Annotated in this window: 12 protein-coding genes; 2 read left to right on the top strand and 10 right to left on the bottom strand. The window is 66.5% G+C overall.

Annotated features, from left to right (window positions below; translation table 11 throughout):
* Positions 1–76 precede the first annotated feature (76 nt).
* Both sctQ and sctR read left to right on the top strand, forming a co-directional pair.
* Positions 77–1,153, top strand: a complete 1,077-nt coding sequence (gene sctQ / locus ASC95_RS18030; protein ID WP_057299115.1) for a type III secretion system cytoplasmic ring protein SctQ — start codon at positions 77–79, stop codon at positions 1,151–1,153.
* 142 nt (positions 1,154–1,295) lie between these two features.
* Complete coding sequence (sctR, locus tag ASC95_RS18025; protein WP_057299114.1) at positions 1,296–1,958, top strand: type III secretion system export apparatus subunit SctR; 663 nt, start codon at positions 1,296–1,298, stop codon at positions 1,956–1,958.
* On the opposite strand, the gene ASC95_RS18020 is transcribed toward sctR, so the two are convergent.
* The 10 genes from ASC95_RS18020 to ASC95_RS17975 form a co-directional block, all read right to left on the bottom strand.
* Complete coding sequence (locus ASC95_RS18020; protein WP_057299113.1) at positions 1,949–2,914, bottom strand: ABC transporter permease; 966 nt, start codon at positions 2,912–2,914, stop codon at positions 1,949–1,951. The genes sctR and ASC95_RS18020 overlap by 10 nt on opposite strands.
* A complete protein-coding gene (locus ASC95_RS18015; RefSeq protein ID WP_057299112.1) occupies positions 2,911–3,873 on the bottom strand; it encodes an ABC transporter permease in 963 nt (320 codons plus the stop codon). Before ASC95_RS18015 ends, ASC95_RS18020 begins: the two co-directional genes overlap by 4 nt.
* Positions 3,870–5,402, bottom strand: coding sequence for a sugar ABC transporter ATP-binding protein (locus ASC95_RS18010; RefSeq protein ID WP_235537965.1), 1,533 nt, complete (start codon positions 5,400–5,402; stop codon positions 3,870–3,872). The genes ASC95_RS18015 and ASC95_RS18010 overlap by 4 nt, the downstream gene beginning before the upstream one ends.
* Before the next feature lie 10 nt (positions 5,403–5,412).
* Entirely contained in the window at positions 5,413–6,414 is a 1,002-nt protein-coding gene (gene rhaS, locus ASC95_RS18005; protein ID WP_057299110.1) for a rhamnose ABC transporter substrate-binding protein, read from the bottom strand.
* Between the two features lie 121 nt (positions 6,415–6,535).
* Positions 6,536–9,763, bottom strand: a complete 3,228-nt coding sequence (locus tag ASC95_RS18000; RefSeq protein ID WP_235537964.1) for a glycoside hydrolase family 2 TIM barrel-domain containing protein — start codon at positions 9,761–9,763, stop codon at positions 6,536–6,538.
* A gap of 8 nt (positions 9,764–9,771) precedes the next feature.
* Positions 9,772–11,115, bottom strand: coding sequence for an MFS transporter (locus tag ASC95_RS17995; RefSeq protein ID WP_057299108.1), 1,344 nt, complete (start codon positions 11,113–11,115; stop codon positions 9,772–9,774).
* Between the two features lie 14 nt (positions 11,116–11,129).
* Entirely contained in the window at positions 11,130–13,490 is a 2,361-nt protein-coding gene (locus ASC95_RS17990; protein ID WP_057299107.1) for a beta-galactosidase, read from the bottom strand.
* A 102-nt stretch (positions 13,491–13,592) separates the two neighbouring features.
* Positions 13,593–16,274 carry a TonB-dependent receptor gene (locus tag ASC95_RS17985; protein WP_235537963.1) on the bottom strand — a complete coding sequence of 894 codons (2,682 nt, stop codon included), beginning with the start codon at positions 16,272–16,274 and terminating at the stop codon, positions 13,593–13,595.
* Positions 16,275–16,587: 313 nt separating this feature from the next.
* On the bottom strand, positions 16,588–17,949 hold the full coding sequence (locus ASC95_RS17980; protein WP_235537962.1) for a BNR repeat-containing protein: 1,362 nt from the start codon (positions 17,947–17,949) through the stop codon (positions 16,588–16,590).
* A gap of 113 nt (positions 17,950–18,062) precedes the next feature.
* Positions 18,063–20,939, bottom strand: a complete 2,877-nt coding sequence (locus tag ASC95_RS17975; protein ID WP_057299105.1) for a TonB-dependent receptor — start codon at positions 20,937–20,939, stop codon at positions 18,063–18,065.
* Positions 20,940–21,206: the final 267 nt, after the last annotated feature.

Here is a 21,206-nt window from a genome sequence, read left to right as displayed (position 1 = left end):
CCCGCCTTTGCACGCGGTGCTACGAATTCACGTAGTTCCTCCCAGCCCCGCGGATGGCTACGCTCGCCGCGTGTTGATGCCTACCGCCGTGATCGATCTGAGCGAGGTGAGCGCGTTGACGCGCTTGCCGGCGCCCGCCTGCCAAGCCCTCAACCGCCTCTACGACCGCCGTTCGCCTGCCATCGAACTGATGCTGCTGGGCGAGAAGCATCGCCTGCAGTGGCGCTTCGGCGGCACCCCGGATGTCGCTGATTTCTGGCGTTATCGATTTCGCATCGGCCCACACACGGGCTGGCTGGCGCTGGACCTTGCCGCGCAGGCGGCACTGCTGCAGGAGCGCAGCCACGCCCTGCTGCCGGTTGAGTTGCGCTATGTGCTGCTGGCCGACGCGCTGCAGCCCGTCATCGCTGCACTGGAGGCGGCCCTGCGCCTGCATTTCGAATGGTCGCCAGGTGAGCCCGATGAAGACGTCGACTCACTGACGCCGCTGGAAGCCGCTGCCCGCTTCACCGTGGCCGCCGACGGCCAGGCCTGGCCCTGGCAGGGCTTCGTGCTGTTCCGTGACCCGTCGGCGCTCGACAAATTGGTACTGCCCTTGCCCGCCGCCTCAGCCGGCCCCGTCGGCAGCGGCTTCGACGGCCTGCGCGTGCCGCTGGCATTCCGCATCGGTGACAGCGTGCTGAGCCTGGCCGAAGTGCGCGGCATCCGGCCGGGCGACATCGTCAGTGTCGAACACTGGACCGCTGCTGGCGCAGGCCTGGTCGTGCAGGCCGAACTGGGTGGCTCTGCAGGCCGGCAGCTCATCGCGCGGGCCGAGGGCTCGCGCATCACCGTCACGCAATGGAAAGACCTTCCGATGAACCGAGATGAACTTGCCCCCGCCTCTGAGGGCGATGACGCGACGGGTCTGCCGCTGGATCGGCTCGATGCGCTGGAAGTGGCGCTGCGCTTCGAGGTGGGTCATCTGAGCCTGTCGCTCGGCGAGCTGCGCAACATCGGCCCCGGCCATGTGTTCGACCTCACGCAGCCGCTGAACCGCAGCCCGGTTCGCATCCTGGCCCATGGCAACGTGCTGGGCAAAGGCTTCCTGGTGGCGGTGGGCGAACGCCTGGGCGTGCGCGTCTCCGAGTTCGCGCCCACAGAGCTGAAGTGAAATTCAAAGGCAACCACAGAGGCACAGAGGCACAGAGAAATTCGTTCTCTGTGCGGCCTCTGTGCCTCCGTGCCTCTGTGGTTGCATTTCCGCATTCGTTTCATGCGTCGCGTGCACCGCGAACGCGGAATGGACAACTGAGATGAACACTTCCGGCATGCCCGAGCCGATGACGCTCGTGGCGCTGATCCTCGCCTTCGGGGTGGCGCCCTTCGTCGCGATGATGGTGACAAGCTATACCAAGCTGGTCATCGTCTTTGGATTGCTGCGCACCGCGCTCGGACTGCAGCAGACGCCGCCGAACATGGTGCTCAACGGCATCGCCATCATCCTGTCGGTCTACATCATGGCGCCGGTGGGCATGGAAGTGGCCGACGCGCTGCGACATCGCCAGGCCGGTGCCAGGAGCGAGGGCTGGAGCGACGTGGTGACGGTGCTGGACGCCGGCAAGGCGCCGCTCAAGGCCTTCCTGCAAAAGCACACGCATGAGCGTGAGCGCCAGTTTTTCCTGAAGTCGGCCGCCGCCATCTGGCCCAAGGAACAGGCCGACAGGCTGCAGGCCGACGACTTTCTGGTGATGGTGCCCAGCTTCACGCTCAGCGAGCTGACGCGGGCCTTCCAGATCGGTTTTGTCCTCTACCTGGTGTTTGTCGTGGTCGATCTGATCGTGGCGACGGTGCTGCTGGCGCTGGGCATGTCGATGATCTCGCCGACCACCATTTCGCTGCCATTCAAGCTGCTGCTGTTCGTCATGCTCGACGGCTGGGCCCGGCTGATTCATGGGCTGGTGCTTTCCTACCGATAGCCCTCCCCCGCTCTTCGTCTCGCGCGCGGCAGCACCATGACGCAGATGAGCAATCCGCCAACGACTGTCGTCATCACCATGCCGGAGACGTTCAACATGCCGAGCGCGAAGGTGAAGCCGCCCAGCAGCACCGCTGCCAACAGCACGCCCACGATGCTGCCGCGGCCGCCTTCGATGGCCACGCCGCCAAGGATCACGATGGTGATGGCGTCCAGTTCCCAGCCCAGCGCCAGGTTGGGGCGCGTGCTGCCGATGCGGCCGGTCAGCTGCACGGCCGCCAGCGCCGCCATCAGGCCCGCGACGGTGAAGAGCAGCAGCCGGTAGCGCTGCACCGCAATGCCCGAGAAGCGCGCAGCCACGGAGTTGGCGCCAATGGCGTAGATGCGGCGGCCGTGGACCGTGCGGTGTTGCACCAGGACGAACACCACCGCCATGGCCAACATCACTGCGCACTCGATCGGGACGATCAGCCAAGGCCAGCCCAGCAGGTCGCCAAGCGTGCCGTTGCCCCACTGGCTCAACCACTCGGGGTAGCCAGTGATCGCCTGGTCGCCCAGCAGCACCAGCGCGAGACCGCGGTAGAGCGACAAGGTGCCGATGGTGACGACGATGGAAGGCAGCTGCCAGCGCGTCACCAGCCAGCCGTTGAACGCGCCACAGGCCATGCCGCAGCCCAGGGCGGCGGCGAGCATGCCGGCGGCGCCCGCGCCAGCCTGCATCGCGTAGCCCATGGCCAGCGAGCACAGGGCCATCGTCGCGGCGATGGACAGGTCGATCTCACCGGCAATGATGAGCAGCGCCATGGCCATGGCGATCAAGGCCTTTTCCGACATATTGGTCGTGCTGTCCGCGATCGCATAGGGCGAAGCAAAACCGTCGATGGCGAAACCGAAGCCGACGTAGACGGCGACGATCAGTGCCGCCAGCACCCACTCCCAGGAGCCCCAGGCTTTCATGAGGATGGCCTTTGCAGGATGGGCTGACCCGGCTGGCGCTGCGCTTGCGAATTCAAGATCACCGAGACCAGGATGACGGCGCCGGCAATCGCCTGCTGCCAGAACGGCGAGACGTGGATCACCGGCAGGGCCGCATTGATGACGCCGATGAACAGCACGCCCAGCAGCGCGCCGCCGACCGTGCCGACGCCCCCTGCGATGCTGATGCCGCCAATGACGCAGGCCGCAATGACCGTCAGCTCGAAGCCGGCCGCCAGCTCGGTGAAGGCGATGGCGTAGCGGCCGACCCACAGCAGGCCGGCCAGCCCTGCCAAGGCGCCTGACAGCATGTAGGCCATGCGGATGCGCTGCGGCACCGGGATGCCGACGACCCGCGCCGCAGCGGGGTTGCCGCCGCAGGCGTAGAGGTCACGCCCTTCCCGGCGCCAGCGCAGCAACCACCAGCCCAGCGCCGCGACGACGGCGGCAAACCACACCAGCAGCGGCAGACCCAGCAGCTCCGCGCGCGGCAGCGCCTTGATCGCCGCGTGGATGTCCTGGTCGTTGACCCAGGCACCGCCGCTGACAAGATGGATGGCGCCGCGATAGACCGACATCGTCCCCAGCGTGACGACGATGGGCGGCAGATCGAAGCGCGTGATCAGCCAGCCGTTGAGGGCGCCCTGCGCCGCTCCAAGGGCCAGCGCCAGCACGATCAGCACCGGCGCGCCGGCGCCTGGCCAGAGCTCGCCCACCAGCGCCACCAGCATGCCTGTTAGGGCCAGGTTGGAAGCGACGGACAGATCGATGCCCCGCGTCAGCAGCACCGGCATCTGGCCAATGACGAGGATGGCGAGCAAGGCCGAATCGTTGGCGATGTCCAGGGCGTTGCGCGGCGTCAGGAACAGCGGGATGCGCACACCTACGGCCAAGGTGATCGCCACGATGACGGCGGCCAGCCCCCACTCGCGCCGAGTCATGCGGCCTCCCCACCCTGCAACGCCAGTCCGGAAGCCGCAGCCACGACAGTTTCTGCATCGGCATCACCGCGCCTGAACTCTGCGACCTGCCGGCCGCGCCGCATGACGATCACGCGGTGGGCCAGGTGCATCACCTCCGGCAGTTCGGAGGACACCAGGATGACCGCCAGCCCCTGCGCCACCATCTCCGCTACCAGTTGATAGACCGCCTGCTTGGCGCCGACATCGATGCCCTTGGTGGGTTCGTCCAGGATCACCACCCGCGGGTTCAGGCCCAGCCACTTGCCGATGACGACCTTCTGCTGGTTGCCGCCGGAGAGGCCGGACAGCGGCGCGTCCTGGCTGGCGGTCTTGATGTTCAGGCGCTCGATCAGGCGCTGCGCCAACGCGCTCTCGCGCAAGGCCGACAGCCAGGGCCCGCGCGAGAACTGGCCTTTGACGGCGTGCCGGGGCCCGGCCAAGGCGGCCAGGCTGAGGTTGTGCCGCACCGAGAAATCGAGGATGCCGCCCTGGCGCTGGCGCTCCTCGGGGACGTAGGCCAGGCCCAGTGAGATCGCATCGGCCGCGTCACGGATGCGCCGCTCCTGGCCGTCCATCCAGATGCTGCCGCGAGCCAGCGGCTTCAGGCCCATCAGCGCCAGCATGACCTCGCTGCGGCCCGCGCCGACCAGGCCGTAGAAGCCCAGGATCTCGCCACGCCGCAGCGCAAAGCTGATGCCGTCGAACTCGGTCGGGTGGCCGAGGTCCCGGGCTTCCAGCACGGTCGCGCCGGGCTGCGTGTCCACGCGCGGATACACCTGCTCGATGCTGCGGCCGGCCATCAGGCGCAGCAGCTCCGGCTCACTGGCCTCCTTCATGCAGCCGGTGCCCACCGAGACGCCATCCCGCAGCACCACGTAGTTGTCGCAGACCGCAAACAGCTCGTCGAACTTGTGCGAGATGAACAGCACCGCCACGCCGCGAGCCAGCAGCCCGCGCACGAGGCCGCAGAAATCGCGGATCTCGGCCTGCGACAGCGCGGCGGTGGGTTCGTCCAGGATGACGACGCGGGCCTGGTGCGACAAGGCCCGCGCGACCTCGATCAGGTGCCGCTGCGCCAGGCTCAGTTGCCGGACCGGCGTCGTGGCGTCAAAGCCCGCGCCCACCTCGTCCAGCACCTGCTGGGCCAGGCGGTTCATCGTCGCCCAGTCCACGACGCGCAAGGCCGCTGGCCCGCGCATGGGCTGACGGCCGATGAAGATGTTCTCCGCCGCAGTGAGTTCGTCGAACATCACCGTTTCCTGGTGCACGGCGACGATGCCGGCGGCCTGGGCGGCGTGCGTGTCGTGCAGGCGCAGTGGCTGACCGTCCAGCCACAGCTCGCCCTCGTCGGGCTGGTGGACGCCGGTGAGGATCTTGACCAGCGTCGACTTGCCCGCGCCGTTCTCGCCGATCACGGCCAACGCCTGGCCCGGCCGCAGTTCAAGATCCACGCCGCGCAGCGCATGCGTCGGCCCGAAACGCTTGTGGATGCCCCGCAGGCGGAGCACCGCGGCCGGGTCAGAAGAACTTGGCGAACTTGTCGACATTGCCGGCGTCGTAGGTGAAGGGCTCGGCCATCACCGCCTCGCCGTCCGCGTCGAGGGTGACCGTGCCGACACGACCGACGCCGATCTTCGCGCCCGCGCTCGCCGTTGCCTTGCCGCTGACCAGGCCATGGGCGATGTAGACGGCGCAGTAGCCCAGGTCGATGGGGTTCCAGATGGCGAAGCTCTTCACCACGCCGCTATGCACGTGGCCGGCCATTTCCGACGGCAGGCCCAGGCCGGTGACGAAGACCTGGCCCACCTTCTTTTCATCCTGCACGGCCTTGGCGGCGGCCGCGACGCCGACGGTCGTCGGCGCGACGATGGCCTTCAGGTTGGGGTAGCTCTTCAGCAGGCCCTGCGCCTCGCGATAGCTCTTGTCGGTCTGGTCGTCGCCGTAAACCACGCTGACCAGCTTCAAGCCCTTGGCTGCGGGCTCGGCCAGCGCCTTCTTCATCTCGACGATCCAGAGGTTCTGGTTGGTGGCCTGCGCGGTGGCCGACAGCACCGCGATCTCGCCGCTGCTGCCGATGGCGTCGGTCGTGAGGCTCACGAGCTTCTGGCCGATCAGCGCATTGGACGAGGGCGCGAGATGCACGAGGCGCCCATCCTTGCGCACCGCCGAGTCGAAAGACACGACCTTGATGCCGCGCGCCATGGCCTTCTTGAGCACCGGCACCAGCGCGTCGGGGTCGTTGGCAGACACCACGATGGCCTTGACGTTCTGCGCGATCAGCGTGTTGATGACCTCGATCTGCCCCTCGGCCGTGGCCTTGGCGGGGCTGGCCAGCACGATCTCCACGCCGCCGAGCGCCTTGGCGGCTTCCTGCGCACCCTGATGGGCGGCAATGAAGAAGCCGTTGCCCGAGCTTTTCGCGACGAGGGCAATCTTGTCGGCAGCCAGCGCGCCCTGTGCGGCAAGGCAGAAGGCGGCTGCGGAAACGGCAAGCGTCAGCGTGCGGCGGCTTAGGGTCATGGCGCATTCCTGGAAAGAGGGCTCGAAGGCTGCCGCAGGCTATCCGTTCTTGCCCAGAGAATGTCGGCCCTGGCGCACAACGAGCAAGCTGTTGAGCGAAGTCCCTTGCGCGCGAGCCGCCCTATTGCGGCATCGTCGCCTGCGCGGGCATGGCTTTCCCAGGCGTGCTGCCCTCCCCTTCGAATGGCCGAAGGCGAAACGCCACGCGAACCGGTTCCAGCCGGGTGCGGTACTGCGCATGAGGCTGGCCGACGAAGCTCCAGGAGTTGTCGCCGCCCACGCCCCACTGCGCCCCGTCGATCAGCAGCGTGCCGTGGTCGTGGGGAACGATGTCGCTGCTCTTCCAGGTGCCGGGGGCGCGACGGTAGAGGTCGGTGTAGGGGAAGGCCAGCGCGTTGGCCATCAGCAGCTGCTGGCCCTCCACGCGCAGGCCGCGGCCACCGCCGGAGACTTCGAGCCAGCGCACGTCGACCTTGTTGCCGGTGTCCTGCGGCCGCATGTAGTCGTGGTTCTGCTCGGCGACGGCGCCGCGCCACAGGCCGACCGCAGCGCCCGTCTTGCGGTCGACGTAGCTTTCGTGGGGACCGCGGCCGTACCAGGTGACCGTGGTCAGGTCCAGCGGCATGTCGAACCACAGGCCGACCCGCACGGGCGGCGGCAGGTCGCTCTTGAGCGGCGTCAGCACGCCGGCCACATCGACGGAGCCGTCGCCGCGCATGGTGTAGCTGGTGACGAAGCGCGCCGCGCCGGCGCCCAGGCGATGGTCGACCACAATCTCCGCTCCACCGCCCGGCAGGCGGCGGCTGGCGATGGACCGGACCTGGCGCTCACGGGTCATCACCTTCCACGGCGCCTGCTGCGCGACCGTGCCGGTCAGCGTGTCGTTGTCGGTCTCGGCACGAACGAAGTTGGGCTGGCCGCCAGTCAACAGCGGCGTTCCTGCCTTGCCGTAGCCGGTCAGCAGGCCGGTCTGGCGATCGAGTGACAGGGTCGCGCCCGCGGCCGACAGGACCACGGCGTCGGCGCTCTCCTTCAGCTCGACGGTGCCCTTGGCCGGCGGGGCCGATGCGATCACGGGAGGCGTCAGCGCGAACTGCTCCCAGCCGACGACGTAACCTTCCGGCGTCAGCGGCACGGCACCCGCCCTGGCCCTCGCGCGCACCGTGACGAGGTATTCCGCGCCCGGCTTGCGCCGGACGTTGGACAGCGGCAACTGCAACTTCTGCGTGGCCCGTGCCGCGGTCGACAGCCCGGGCAGCGGCCCCGAGGCGACGGCCACGCCGTTCTCCAGCAGCGCCCATTCGAAGGCAAAGCCCGACAGATCGCGGAAGTCGTGGCGGTTGCGCACGACGACCGTGCCTGCCTTGGCATCGAAGGCCTCGAACTGAATCGGCGAGTAGACCTTCTGCACTTCGTAGACGTGCGGGTTGGGCGTGCGGTCGGGCTGAATCAGCCCATCGCCGAACTCGATGTCGCCGCCCGGGTTGGGGCCGTACTCGCCGCCATCGCCCCAGTAGCGTCGTCCATCCTTCGTGGTGCGGTACATCGACTGGTCCACCCAATCCCAGATGAAGCCGCCCTGCAGCTTCTCGTACTTGTAGATCGTGTCCCAGTAATCCTTGAAGTTGCCGCCCGAATTGCCCTGCATGTGGGCGTACTCGCACTGGATCATGGGCTGGGTGCGGGTCGGGTCGGTGGCCCAGTCCACCATCTTCTCGATGTCGTCGTACATCGGCGCGTAGATGTCGACATAGGCGTTGGGCTCATGGCGCCAGTCCACCGTGCCCCAACCCAGGTAGGAGATCAGCCGCGAGGGGTCACGCTGGCGCGCCTGCGCCGCCGCCTTCTCGAAGTTGGGGCCGAGGCCTGCCTCGTTGCCGAGGGACCAGAAGATCACCGACGGGTGGTTCTTGTCGCGTTCCACCATGTTCAGCACACGGCTGACGTGCGCGCCTTCCCAGGCCGGGTCGAAGCCGAGCTGGATCTTGGCCCGCAGTTCCGGATGCTGGTGCCCGTAGCCCATGTAGGCATGGCTCTCGATGTTGGCCTCGTCCATGACGTAGAGGCCGTATTCGTCGGCCAGCGCGTACCAGAGCTCGGCATTCGGGTAATGAGACGTCCGCACCGCGTTGATGTTGTTGCGCTTCATCAGCTCGATGTCGCGGCGCATCGACGCTTCCGACATCACGTGGAAGGTCTCGGGATCGTGCTCGTGGCGGTTGACGCCGCGGATGACGATGGGCCGGCCGTTGACCATGACCAGGCCCTTGCTGACCTCGACCGTGCGAAAGCCGATGCGCTGCGGCGTCGCCTGGATGAGCCGGCCGTCGGCGTCGAGCACCTCGACCAGCAGCGTGTAGAGGTTGGGCGTCTCGGCCGTCCAGGGGCGAACGCCCGGCACGGGGGCGGACAGCGTCTCGGTGCGGGCCGCACCGGCCGCGACGGCAGCGGTCCGCGTCAGCACGAGCTTGTCGCCTTCCAGCAAGCTCATGCGCAGCGTCAGCGGCTGGGTGCGCGCGGTCAGCGCCACGTCGACGGACAGCGCGCCGTCGCGGTAGTCCTTGTCCAGGCCCGCATGGACGAACAGGTCGGTCAGCCGCGTCCTGGGCACGGCCTTCAGGTAGACCGAGCGCTCGATGCCCGAGACCCGCCAGAAGTCCTGGTCCTCCAGGTAGGACCCGTCGGACCAGCGGTGGATCTGCAGGGCGACGACATTCTTCTGCCCCGGCTTCAGCAGCGCCGTGATGTCGAACTCGCTGGGCAGCTTGGAATCCTCGGAGTACCCGGCCTCCACGCCGTTGACCCACACCTGGTAGGCCGAGCCGGCGGCGCCGATGTGCAGGATGACGTCCTGCGCCGACCAACTGGCCGGCACCTCGAAGGTCCGACGATAGGAACCCACCGGGTTGGTGGCGTGCGGGATCAGCGGCCGGTTGGCCGGGAAGGGATAGGTGACATTGTTGTAGCGGGCCTGGTCGTAGCCCTCGGCCTGCCACATCGCTGGCACCCTGATGGTCTTCCAGCCCGAGACGTCGTAGCCCGGCTTCTCGAAGCCGCTGGGCACGTCGTCGGACGACGGCGAGAAGCTGAACGACCAGAGGCCGTCCAGCGTCTGGTAGCGGGTCGACCGCGCCGGGTTGCCGGCCAGCGCCGCTTCGCGGCTCTCGAACGGGAAGTGCGTCGCCGCGGCCGGCAGCTTGCCGCGCGCGTAGACCGCCGGATTCTCCCAGTCCGGCCGCGACGCATCGACCTGCACCGCCTGAACCTGCGGTGCCTGGGCATGCAACCCGCCGCTCAAGGCGACACCCAGCAACGCCGCACCGACGCCGGCGATTTTTCTCAGCAGCATGGCCATCCTCAGAGCTCGTTGATTTCCTTGTGGCGCGGCACCAGCGCCTTCATGACGGCCCAGGCGGCCAGGTAGGCCAGCGCGCAGATGGAGAACATGATCATGTAGCCGGTGGACAGGTCACCGCGCGCGCCGTAGGCGTCGAAGATCCAGCCGCCGAGCTTGGACACGACCACGCCGCCGAGCCCGCCGGCCATGCCGCCGATGCCGACGACCGAGCCAATGGCGCGCTTGGGGAACATGTCCGACACCGTGGTGAAGAGGTTGGCCGACCAGGCCTGGTGGGCCGACGCGCCGATGCCGATCAGCAGCACGGGCAGCCAGTAGCTGATGCCGCCGAGCGGCTGCGCCAGCAGCACCACCAGCGGGAAGAAGGCGATCACCAGCATGGCGCGCATGCGGCCGTCATAGGGTTTGTAGCCACGCTCCATAAAATAGGTCGGGAACCAGCCGCCGCCGATGCTGCCGATCATGGTCATGCTGTACAGCACCGTCAGCGGCAGCGCGATGTCCGTCGTGCTCATGCCGTACTGGCCGGTGAGGTATTTGGGCAGCCAGAACAGGTAGAACCACCAGACGCCGTCGGTCAGGAATTTGCCGACGACGAAGGCCCAGGTCTGGCGGTGCGCAAGCAGCCGGAACCACGGCACCTTGGCGCCTTCGACGGCAGGCGCGGTGGCCTCGCGGTCGCTGTTGATGTAGGCCAGCTCGGCCGCACCCAACCGGCGCTGCCGGGCCGGTGCATCGTAGAAGGTGAGCCACAACGCGACCCACAGGAAGCCGATGGCGCCGATGGCGATGAAGGCCATCTGCCAGCCCCAGGTGACGGCGATCCACGGCACGGTGAGCGGCGCCAGGATGGCCCCGATGTTGGCCCCCGAGTTGAAGATGCCGGTGGCGAAGGAGCGCTCCTTCTTGGGGAAGTATTCGGCCGTGGCCTTGATGGCCGCCGGAAAGTTGCCGGCCTCGCCAAGGGCCAGCACGGCGCGCGACACCATGAAGCCCGCCACCGACACCGGCAGCCCGACACCGAGGGCCACCAGGATGGCGCCAATGGGCACGGAGAAGGCATGCATCATGGCGCCGAGCGACCAGACGACCACAGCGATGGCGAAGGCGCGCCTGGTGCCGATCGCGTCGATGAAGCGACCCGCGAACAGCATCGAGATCGCGTAGCCGAACTGGAACACCGCGGTGATGTTGGCGTAGTCTGTGTTGGACCAGCCGAACTCCTTCGACAAAGCCGGCGCCAGCAGGCTCAGGACCTGGCGGTCCAGGTAGTTGACGGTGGTGGCGAAGAACAGCAGCGCACAGATGGTCCATCTGCACTTGCCGATGACTTGCGGGTTCATGTTCAGTCCTCTGTTCACTCAGCAACCAGTTTGTCACCGACGAACACGCGGTAGCGGCGAATTCGGCCGGTGACGCCATCCGGACCCTGGCGAGGTGTGTAGCGCAGGCCGGCGATGTCGGCCGGCGCGCCGAGGTCGATGATGAGGCGCGGCGGACCGGAGGGACGCACGGTACCGCTGTAAGCCGTGTGCCAATAGTCAGTCGCCTGACCGTTGATGGCGTTCAGCGCGCCACCGTCTTCCTTGCGCGCCTCCTCGCTGCTGGCGTAGGCGATGGTCCAGGCCGTCTGGCTCAGCGGCTTGCCCTGCGCATCGAGCAGCGCGAGTTCGGCGATTGCCGCATGGGGCTTGCCGTCGAAGCTGTCGAGCACCTCGATGCAGAGCTGGCGGCCGCGTGCGGGCTCGGCAAAGCGCACGTCCTGCGTGGCCGGGCCGCTCGCGAACTGGCCGGCATGCACGGGCGTCAGGCCGGCCAGGCGCGGGCGGGCGGTGCTGGGCGGGCGGGCCAGGTCGAGCTCCGGCCGCAGCTTGTCGAGCACCGGCGCGGTCCTGCCTTCGATGCGGTTGGCGCGCGGGCCGGTCAGGTCCAGCACGACAACCTCGTTGCGCCCGGCCTTCATCCACGGGCCTGGCAGATACATGGTCTGCGTCGGGCCGATGCTCCAGTAGCGGCCCAGGCAGCGGCCGTTGATCCAGACGATGCCCTGGCCCCAGCTCGACATGTCCAGGAATGTGTCGGCCGGCGCCGCCGCGTCGAAGCTGCCGCGCCAGAAGGCGGGGCCGGCAGTTTTCTTAGGCTGCCAACGCAGCGGCGGCAGGTCGCCGTCTGCGCCGAAGTCCATGGCGCGGATCTCCCAGCCCTTGAGCTCCTGCGCTTCGGTCTTCGACGTGCGAAACATCACCGGGCCCTGCAGGCCCTTGCGGTCGTGGACCTCCATGCCGAAGTTCACGCGGGCAATCGTGTAGAGCAGGATCTCGACCACGGTGTCGCGGCTGCGCGCGGGGATGTCGACGCTGAAGCGGCGGTAGCGCGTGTCCATCGTGCCGGCCAGGCGGCCGCCAACGAAGACCCAAGCGAGGTCGCGCGCGTTCGCGGCCTCGAGCTTGCCCGCGGGGCCGGCCGGCAGCGTGGCGCGATAGGCGACCAGGCCGCGGCTGATGTCGTACTGCTCGATGTTCCTGGGCGACTCGGCAGCAATGGCCTGGGCCGGCAGGTTGGCGAACACCGGCGCCGTCTCGGTGAGGGTGAACGAAGGGATCGCCATCACCGGCAGCCTGGCCGGCGGATCGGGCAGCACCTCGCCCGGCTTCAGGTGCTTGGCCAAGCAGTCACGGTAGGTGCGGAACTTGTCGCCCACCCACCCAGCCTCGCCAATGGGCGCGTCGTAGTCGTAGCTCGTCGTATCGGGCCGGAAGGGCCGGTCACAGCCACCCCAGAGGCCGAACGTCGTGCCGCCGTGGGCCATGTAGAGGCTGAACGAGCCATTGGCCTTCAGCATGGTGTCGATGTCCTGGATGGCGCGGGCGTTGTCGCCGCGCTTGTGCGGCGAGCCCCAGGTGTCGAACCAGCCGGAGTAGTACTCGCCGCACATCAGCGGCCCCTTCTGCAGCGCCGCCAGCGCCTTGAAGCCGGTCGCTGGGTCGCTGCCGAAGTTGGCCACGTTGAACAGCTCCGGGATGTGCGTCTTGCCGAGCGCGTTGGTCGGGTTGCACTGGAACAGCGGCACGTCAAAGCCGCCGTCCAGCACGGCCTGCCGCATCACGCGCATGTAGTCCTTGTCGTCGCTGAGGAAGCCGTACTCGTTCTCCACCTGCACCATCAGGATGGGGCCGCCCTGGCTGACCTGCATCGGGGCCAGCACCCGGCCGACCTCCCTGAACCAGCGCCGCACCGGTTGCACGAAGGCGTCGTCGCGGCTGCGCAGGAAGGCGTCGCCAGGGTGCTTCAGCAGCCACCACGGCAGGCCGCCCATCTCCCATTCGGCACAGGCATAGGGGCCTGGCCGCAGGATGACCCACAGACCCTCGGCCTGTGCCTGCCTGCAGAACTCCGCCGCGTCGCGCTGGCCTTCCCATTGGTACTGGCCTTCGCGCCATTCGTGGAAGTTCCAGAACAGGTAGGCGCACACCGTGTTCATGCCCATGGCCTTGATGGCCTGCAGGCGGTGCTTCCAGTACTCGCGCGGCACGCGGGCGAAATGCATCTCGCCGCAGCGGATCTGCAGCGGCTTGCCGTCGAGCAGGAAGTCGGCCTCGCCGATGGCGAAGCGCGCCCCTTCTGCCTTGGCGGCGCTCGCAGGCGGCGCGTTCAGCAGCAGCGTGGCGCCCGAGGCGGCAGCGCCGAGCAGTCGACGACGGGGAAGAAGAACGGTCATGAGGGGCTTCCGTGATGCAGCAGACCTGATCGAAAAAACCCTGCCTCGCGGTGGCGAGACAGGGTGAAAGGCGGGCCAGGTCCCGCCCGGAGATGACAAACCCTAGAACGCCACCCGCACGCCCACGTTGAAGCGGCGGCCGACGTCCTCCAGCGTCAGGAACTGCGACTCGTTGTTGGCGTACTCGTGCATGCGTTCGTTGTTCAGGTTGATCGCGTCGGCATAGAGCGAAACCGTCGGCGTGACGTTGTAGCGCACGCTGGCATCGGCCTGCCCGTAAGCGGCGCGGGTGCGCGGCAAGGTGCTGCCGCCGCCGCAGTCCACCGAGAAGTGGTTGCGCCAGTTGTAGCTCAGGCGCGCCTGGAAGCGGCTGTCCTCGTAGAACACGGAGCCGTTGTACGACTGCTTGGACAGGCCGGGATAGCCACAGCTGGCGACGCCGCCTTCCCGCGTGGCGTTCGCGTCCACATAGGTGAAGTTGGCCGCGACGCCGAAGCCCTGCAGCAGGCCGTTGTTGGCGTCGAAGGCGTATTGCCCGGCCAGCTCCAGCCCCTTGATCTTGCCTTGCTGCCCGTTACGGATGCGGGTGTCGTGCGCGATCTCGGGGAACTGCGGCAACTGGATGTCGACCAGCCGGGATTCGAGAAAGTCGGTGACCTTCTTTTGGAAGACCGCCGCGCTGAGGTAGTTGGTCTTGGACAGATACCACTCCAGCGACGCGTCCAGGTTGGTCGAGCGCATCGGCTTGAGGTAGGGGTTGCCGCCGCCGGTCTGCACGTCGCCAAAACGGCCACCGTACCAGTTGCTCACGCCCATCTGGTTCAGCGTCGGGCGCGTCAGCGTTTTGGAGGCCGCCAGGCGCAGCACGACGTCGCGCGTCAGGTCGAGTTTGAGATTGGCGGACGGCAGCAAGTTGTTGTAGCTGTTCTCGACCGAGTTCACGCTGTCGGGACCGTAGTTCAGGATGTAGGTCGTGTCGTTGGGGCTCTTGACCGCCGACAGCAGCACGCGGCTGATGCCGATCGACGTGGAGTTCACGTGCACATACCGCACACCCACATTGCCCGACCAGCCGTCGCCCTCCCATTTGCTGTCGACGAAGAGGCTGGACACCTTCTCCTTGACGGCCCACATCGACGGCTTGGTGTAGTCGATGGCCATCGGGCCGTTGGGGTACTTGGTCTTGTCGCCGTAGAGCGCCGGGTCGTTGGACTGCGCGATCAGCGATGGCTGGTTCAGGTAAGCCATGTAGGCGTAGGGGTCGAACCTCAGGAAGGTCGACGGCATCGCGCCTTCCGCGCCCAGGATGTTGTCGAGCTTGCTCACCGTGAACAGCGAGGCCGGCAGCGACACGTGATAGCCGCTGAAAGCGTTCCACGAGTCACTGTTCCATTGGGTGCGGTCTACCTTGCGGCGCGAGGCTGCGAGGCCGAACTGCAGCCCCTTGAAGTAGCCGATCTCGTGATCCCAGCCCAGGTTGACCCGGCCTTCCTTCAGATCGTCGCCGTTGCGGATCTGGCCGTAGGCCACGGCGTGGGCGCGCACGGCGGTCGGGTCGGAGAGGCTGTCCCCGAAGTGGATGGTGGGCGTGCCGTCGAAGGTCAGCGTGTCGCCGTTCTTGGGCACCATGCCCGCGACGATCCACATGTCGGGCGTCCCCGAGGTCGTGCGCGACGTGGACAGGTCCGCTTCCAGGTTCCACTCCGGCGCCAGCGCCCACTTGGCATTGCCGCCGAAGGCCTTGGTGGTCGACAAGCGGTCGCCGGCCTTGACGATCATGTCGTTGGAGTTCGCTTCGCCGAGCAGTTTGCCGGGGCCGGCAATCTCGGGGTTGTTGGCGAAGAAGGTCGAGCCCGGCCGCAGGAAGCTGGTGATCTGGTTGTCCGAGTTGAACTTGACGCCGAGCTGGGTGGGGTTGTTCCAGTCGCTGACCGCGATCACGTCGTTCTTCTGGTCCAGGCGCGAGTACAGCGCGTCGGCCGTGAGCTTGAGCGCGGAGGTCGGGTTGAACTGGACGGTGCCCGCGGCCACCAGGCGCTTGCGGCGCTCGTTCTCCTCCTGGAACCCGAAGCTCTGCGGGATGTAGAGCTTCTTGACCGTCACGTCGGCCATGGTCAGGTTCTTGGAATTGAGGTCGCCGTTGATCAGCGACACGTCCTTGTAGTTCCACGCGTCGTTGACGGCCTTGGTCTGCTTGGAGGCCCGGTCGGTGTACGACAGCGAGCCGCTGACGCCGAAGCTGCGGTCGTCGTTCGCGAACGAGTACATCGCGCTCGCGTTGGGCGTCTTTTTCTTGGAGTTGGAATCGTAGGACCCGGACAGGTTCACCACCGCGCTGTGGCCCTTGCGGCCCAACAACGGGCGCGCCGTTTGAATATCGACTGTGGAGCCGATGCCGCCCTCCGGCAGGAAGGGCTGGGCCGTCTTGTAAACCAGCGCTTTCGAGATGAGATCGGGCGACAGCAGATCGAACGAGAACTCACGCCCCCCGGTATCGCTGGTCATGGTTCGGCCGTTGACGAGCACATTGTTGAATTCCGGCCCCAACCCGCGCACGGAAATATAGCGACCCTCGCCGTTGTTGCGCTGGATCTGCACGCCGGTGACGCGCTGCAGCGATTCGGCGATATTCGTGTCGGGGAATTTACCGGCGTCTTCTGCGGACACCGCATCGACGACACCGTCCTGCATGCGCTTCGTCGCGACAGACGACTCCAGCGAGGCCCGGATGCCGGTGACAACGACCCGTTCGAGGTCCTGCTTCGCCGCATCTTGCGCATGCACCGGGGAGGCCAGCCAAAATTGACTGATTAAACCGGCGATGACGGTTTTTGCGAAATTCTTTGACCGCATGGTTGTCTCCGTGAGGGGGTATGTTTGGCAGACGAAAAAAATACGTTCGCCCGCCGCTTTATTGATACCAATCATTACACCGCTCGCAGTGAATTACACCTGAGCAGGTAATGTCTAAAGGCTAGCACCGTTGAATATTCAATTCGTATGCTGTTTTGCCTTTACCCCATCAAAAGTTCGTATAGCTAGCAATAAACATATAGTTACCGAGCGGCGCTTTTTAGGGCATGGGATTTCCCGTCGCTCAGGGTTTCGGGCGCCACTGCAGCACTCGCACCTTGCTGGTCGAGACGTTGGCGGCGCCCTCCCCGTCCACCTGCTGCACGGTCTGCAGGAACAGGTTCAATTCGCCTCGCTCGCGCCACAACTCCGTGTCGAAGCTGGGTTCCCACGCGCCGGCGGAATCCGCCGTCAGGTCGTGCACGGTCCAGCGCCCGCTGCTGAAGTGCTCAATACGGGCGACCGACACCTTGCTGCCCCGTTCTTCGTCACGGAACACGAGCAGCGCCGCCGGCTCACCGGCTCCCAGGCCCACCATGATTTGCGGGCGTGATATGGGAATCGCCTTGGTCCCCACGCCGCTGAGCAAGAACGGCGTGCGCCGAAAGCCCAGCTCCAGTTCCCGCCAGGCGCCGCCGCGGCGGTAGACCACCTGGTATTGCGGTACCGTGCTGCCGGCGCGCCGCCAGTAGCTGGTGATGTAGGGGTTGCCGTCCCGGTCGGCCGACATCGACGTCTGGTTGATCAGCTCGCTGCCCTGCGGGATGTGAGCGGCGACCTCGGCGCTAGCCGCGGTGATCGGCAGCACGCAGGGCCGGCCATCGGAGGTCTCCCAGCTGCGGCCGCCGTCGCGCGAGCGGGCGTAGGCCAAGTCGTGGTTGCTGGCGACGTCGGGCGATTCGCGCCAGACCCAGGACAGATGCAAGGTGCCGCGGTGGTCGAGGAAGGCTTGCCAGTAGGCGTTGCGCTGGCCTTCCCCGCTGATCAGGTTGGCGTGCAGCCGCGTCCACTTTTGCGTGGCGACGTCGTAGCGGTTGAGCACCAGGTTGCCCCGGCCCGAACCGCCGTCCCGGTAGAAGAACAGCAGATTGCCGTCCGGCTGGCGATGGAACTCGGGATAGGACACCGAGGCCTCGTCCTGCCCCGTCATCGGCATTTCGGCCGTCATTTCCAGCGCACCGGGCCGCAGGCTGCGCGCGTAGCGCAGTGCACTGTTGTGGTGGTCCCAGGCCAGGTGCAGATAGCCCGCGCCATCGACCATGATGCTGATGCTGTTGTGGGCATCCAGCGCGTTGCCCTGGTAGGGCGTGGCCTTCAGCTCCCAGGCGCCGCTGCCGAGCCGGCGCTTGCCCAGCACCACCCGGGCCTGCGGGTCGTAGAAGGCGATGTACTGCATGTCGCCGTGGGTGACGAGGGAGTTCTTGCGGAACACCACGGTGTTGACGGAGTTGCGCGCCCAACCCTCACCGACGTCGACCACACGCACATCGCCGGCGTGGATATCAGCGGCGCGCGGTGGTGGCGCGGCGCAGCTTACGGCACACGCCGCGGCCATGAGAACGGACAGCGCGTCGAACTTGCGGGCCGAGCGCCGGGCCGCTCCCAAGCCGGCCCGCCTGGGGCGATGTGCTTGCGGCTCAACGCCGCAAGCATCGCCGTCCCCACGGGGGACCGGTTGGGCACGCCCGCGTTCAGCGGCGCGAGACCGGACGAGGGGCATCAGAACCTGCCGCGCAAGCCGATCTTGAAGGTGCGACCGTCGTACTTCGCATAGTCCATGCGGGTCTTGTTGCCCAGGCCGTACTGACCGGTGGCGTCCTCGAAGTAGTCGTAAGCCAGCGTGTTGGACAGGTTCAGCCCTTCCAGGCGGATCTCCAGCGAGTCGTTGATCTTGTAGCTGACATTGGCGTCAAGGTAACCGCGGCCGGCATTCCAGCGGATCAGGTCGTCGCCGTTGTTCTTCGGGGTGTCCCGATGCAGCGAGCGGCCCTTGTAGTTGTAGGACGTGCGGAAAGCGAACGGGCCGCTCTCGTAGTACAGCGTGGTGCTGTATGCGTACTTAGGCACCGAGTTCACGTCGATGACGCTGCCCGAGTTGGTCGTCCACACGGCGCTGTTGAACGGGTTGATGTGCGTGTAGCTGGCCAGTGCACCCAGCCCCTTGAAGGGGTCGGGCAGGAAGGTGAAAGCCTGCTGGTAGGCCAGCTCGAAGCCCTTGAGCGTCTGCTTGCCGGCGTTGCTGTAGGTCTTCAGCGTCATCGGCAGGTTGGGGTCCACCTTGCCGTTGGCGTCCTGGAAGATGCCACCCAGCGCCGTGTCGGGCAGGCCCAGCGCGCCGAAGGTGGTTTGCACGCTGCTGCCGAAGGTGGCATCTGTCAGTTCCTTTCTGAACAACGCCGCCGACAGCATGCTGCCCTTCTGGAAGTACCACTCCAGGCTGGTGTCCAGGTTCTTGGACTTCTGCGGACGCAGGCTCGGATTGCCGGCCGTGGCGGTGTTGTCGAACGGGTTGGGGATGACCGTCTGCGCCGCGATGATGGACAGCGCCTGCCGGCTCAGCGTCTTGCCCCAGGAGGCACGCCAGGTGAGGTTGTCGGTCAGGTCAAAGGCCGAGCTGAAGGCCGGCAGCACGCTGGTGTAGGAGCCCTTCTCCTGGTTCGGCGCATAGGTGAGGCTGGCGCCCTGCTGCTTGAAGTTGTCGATCAGCGTCTCGGTGCGCGCGAAGCGCACGCCGGCATTCAGGCGCAGCTCCCGGTCGAACACCTGGCCCCTGAAGTCGGACTGCACGAAGGCCGTGGACACGTTCTCCTGCGCCTTGAAGCTCTGCGCCGGCGTGAAGGTCGCCTCCGAGTTGAGGGCCAGCGGGTCGAAGGTCGAGTAGGTGTAGCCACGGGTGAAAGTGCCCCAGGCGTGCGGCCAGCCGGCACCCATGTCGAGGTTGCCGATCGGCAGCACGGAGGTCATGCCCGAACGCAGGCCTGCCGTGCCCAGCGTGTTGAGCTTGGCGGTCGCGGCGGATGTGCCGTTGCGCTTGTTGATCTCCTTGGAGGTCTCTGAATAGGCCAGGCCGGCCTTCAGATGGCCGGTCCAGTCGCCAGCAAGGGCGTAGTCCCAGTCGGCGACGACGCGGCCCTGGTTGCTCTTGTCTGTCTCACGGGTCCAGCCGGTGCCGATGCCAAAGCCCTGAAAGTTGGCGGGGTCGGTGTAGCTGGTCGGCGAGGACAGCGACGGGTAGACGTGATCGCTGCCGTAGTCGATGGTGGAGTCGACACCGAAGATCTGGCCGGACAGGGTGTCCTGGTAGCTCAGCGCCTTGCTGTTGTTGGTGCTCAGCTGGCCGCTCAGCACGAGCTTGTCGCTGACGCTCCAGCGGGCATTGGCGGCCACGTAGCCGAACTTGGTTTCGTCTTCGCTGTAGGTCACGCCGCTGCTGTATGACGTGTTGCCGAAGGTGCCGGTCAGCAGGTTGGACGCCGGGTCGATCTTGACGTTCAGCGGAATGAAGCCGTTGTTGCCGCTCTGGCCCGCCGGCTTGGTGCGGTCGGTGGTACGGCTGTTGCGGATCAGCAGGCCGAAGTAGATCTCGTCGCGGGTGTTCTTCAGCTTGGAATAGAGCGTGTCCAGGCTGAAGTTCAGCGTCGGGGTCTTGAACTGCAGCGAGCCCACCAGGCCGTCGCGGGTCCGGTCATTGGCCGAACCGTAGAAGCGGTAGATGCGGGGCAGCAGTGCGTTGTCGACTTGGGCGCGGGTGTAGCTGCCGAGGTTGGCACGCGGGCTGTCGTAGTCCAGCGCGAAGGCGAAGTTGCCCTTCACGGGACTCTGGCTGGCGCGTGCCGAGCTGTTGTAGCCACCGGTCGCCTCGAAGCCGGAGCGATCGTTCACCGCGGCCGCGTGCGACACGCCAATCAGCGCGCCCCAGTCGCCCCAGGTGTTGGAGTACAGCGCGAAGCCCATAGGGTCGGTCTTGCCGGACGTGGTGTTGTACGACGCCGTCACGCCATAGCGGATGGTGCGCTTGGGGTTGTCGAAGGGGCGTGGCGTCTGCAGGTCCACCACGCCGCCCATGCCGCCTTCGTTCAACTCCGCCAGCGGCGACTTGTAGAAGTCCACGCGGCCGAACAGTTCGGACGCGAACACGTCGTAGTTGAAGCCGCGCACCGCCGAGCCGATGGTGGAAGTCGACACGGTATTGACGAGTGCGCCATTCAGCGTGGTGACGGTGTACTCGGTCGGCAGACCACGGATGGAGATGCGCTGACCCTCACCCGAACTCTCGTCACGGTTCAGGATGATGCCCGGCACGCGCTGCAGCGACTCGGCCACGTTGGCCTCGGGGAACTTGCCGATGTCCTCGGCGACGATGGAGTCGCGCACGCCGATGGCCTGCTGCTTCAACGCCATCGACTTCTCGAGACTGGCGCGAAAACCGGTCACGACCACGGTCTCGAGTTTCTGGCCGTCGGGTTTGGCGGCGGCGTCTGCGGCGTCAGGCGCTTTTTCAGCAGCCTGGGCGGGCGCCGCAGCCTGAGCCGCGGCGTGGCCGTATGCGGCGGCAAGCGCCATCGACACGGCCGAGCAAATCAGGGTTTGTTTCATGTCTCTCTCCATGCCTCAAGGGCTTTTGTCATCAATGTGACTACAAGTTGTTTTTATATCGGCGATGGCTGGATCAGCTTGCTCATCGCAGATTCATTTCGATAATAGCAATATGTGACAACGTTACCATGCGAGCCCCAAAAAATGGGCTCATGAAACCCTCCAAAGCGCTTACAGCGCAGCATGTGATCACGCTTCCTCGACCCTTGGTTACGGTATGGTAACGTTGCCTTATCGATCTTGAAAGTTGCTTTGGTGCGACATTGC

It is taken from the genome of Pelomonas sp. Root1217 (genome assembly GCF_001425705.1).
Classification (GTDB): domain Bacteria; phylum Pseudomonadota; class Gammaproteobacteria; order Burkholderiales; family Burkholderiaceae_C; genus Pelomonas.
This window is presented reverse-complemented; position numbering and strand designations above follow the sequence as displayed.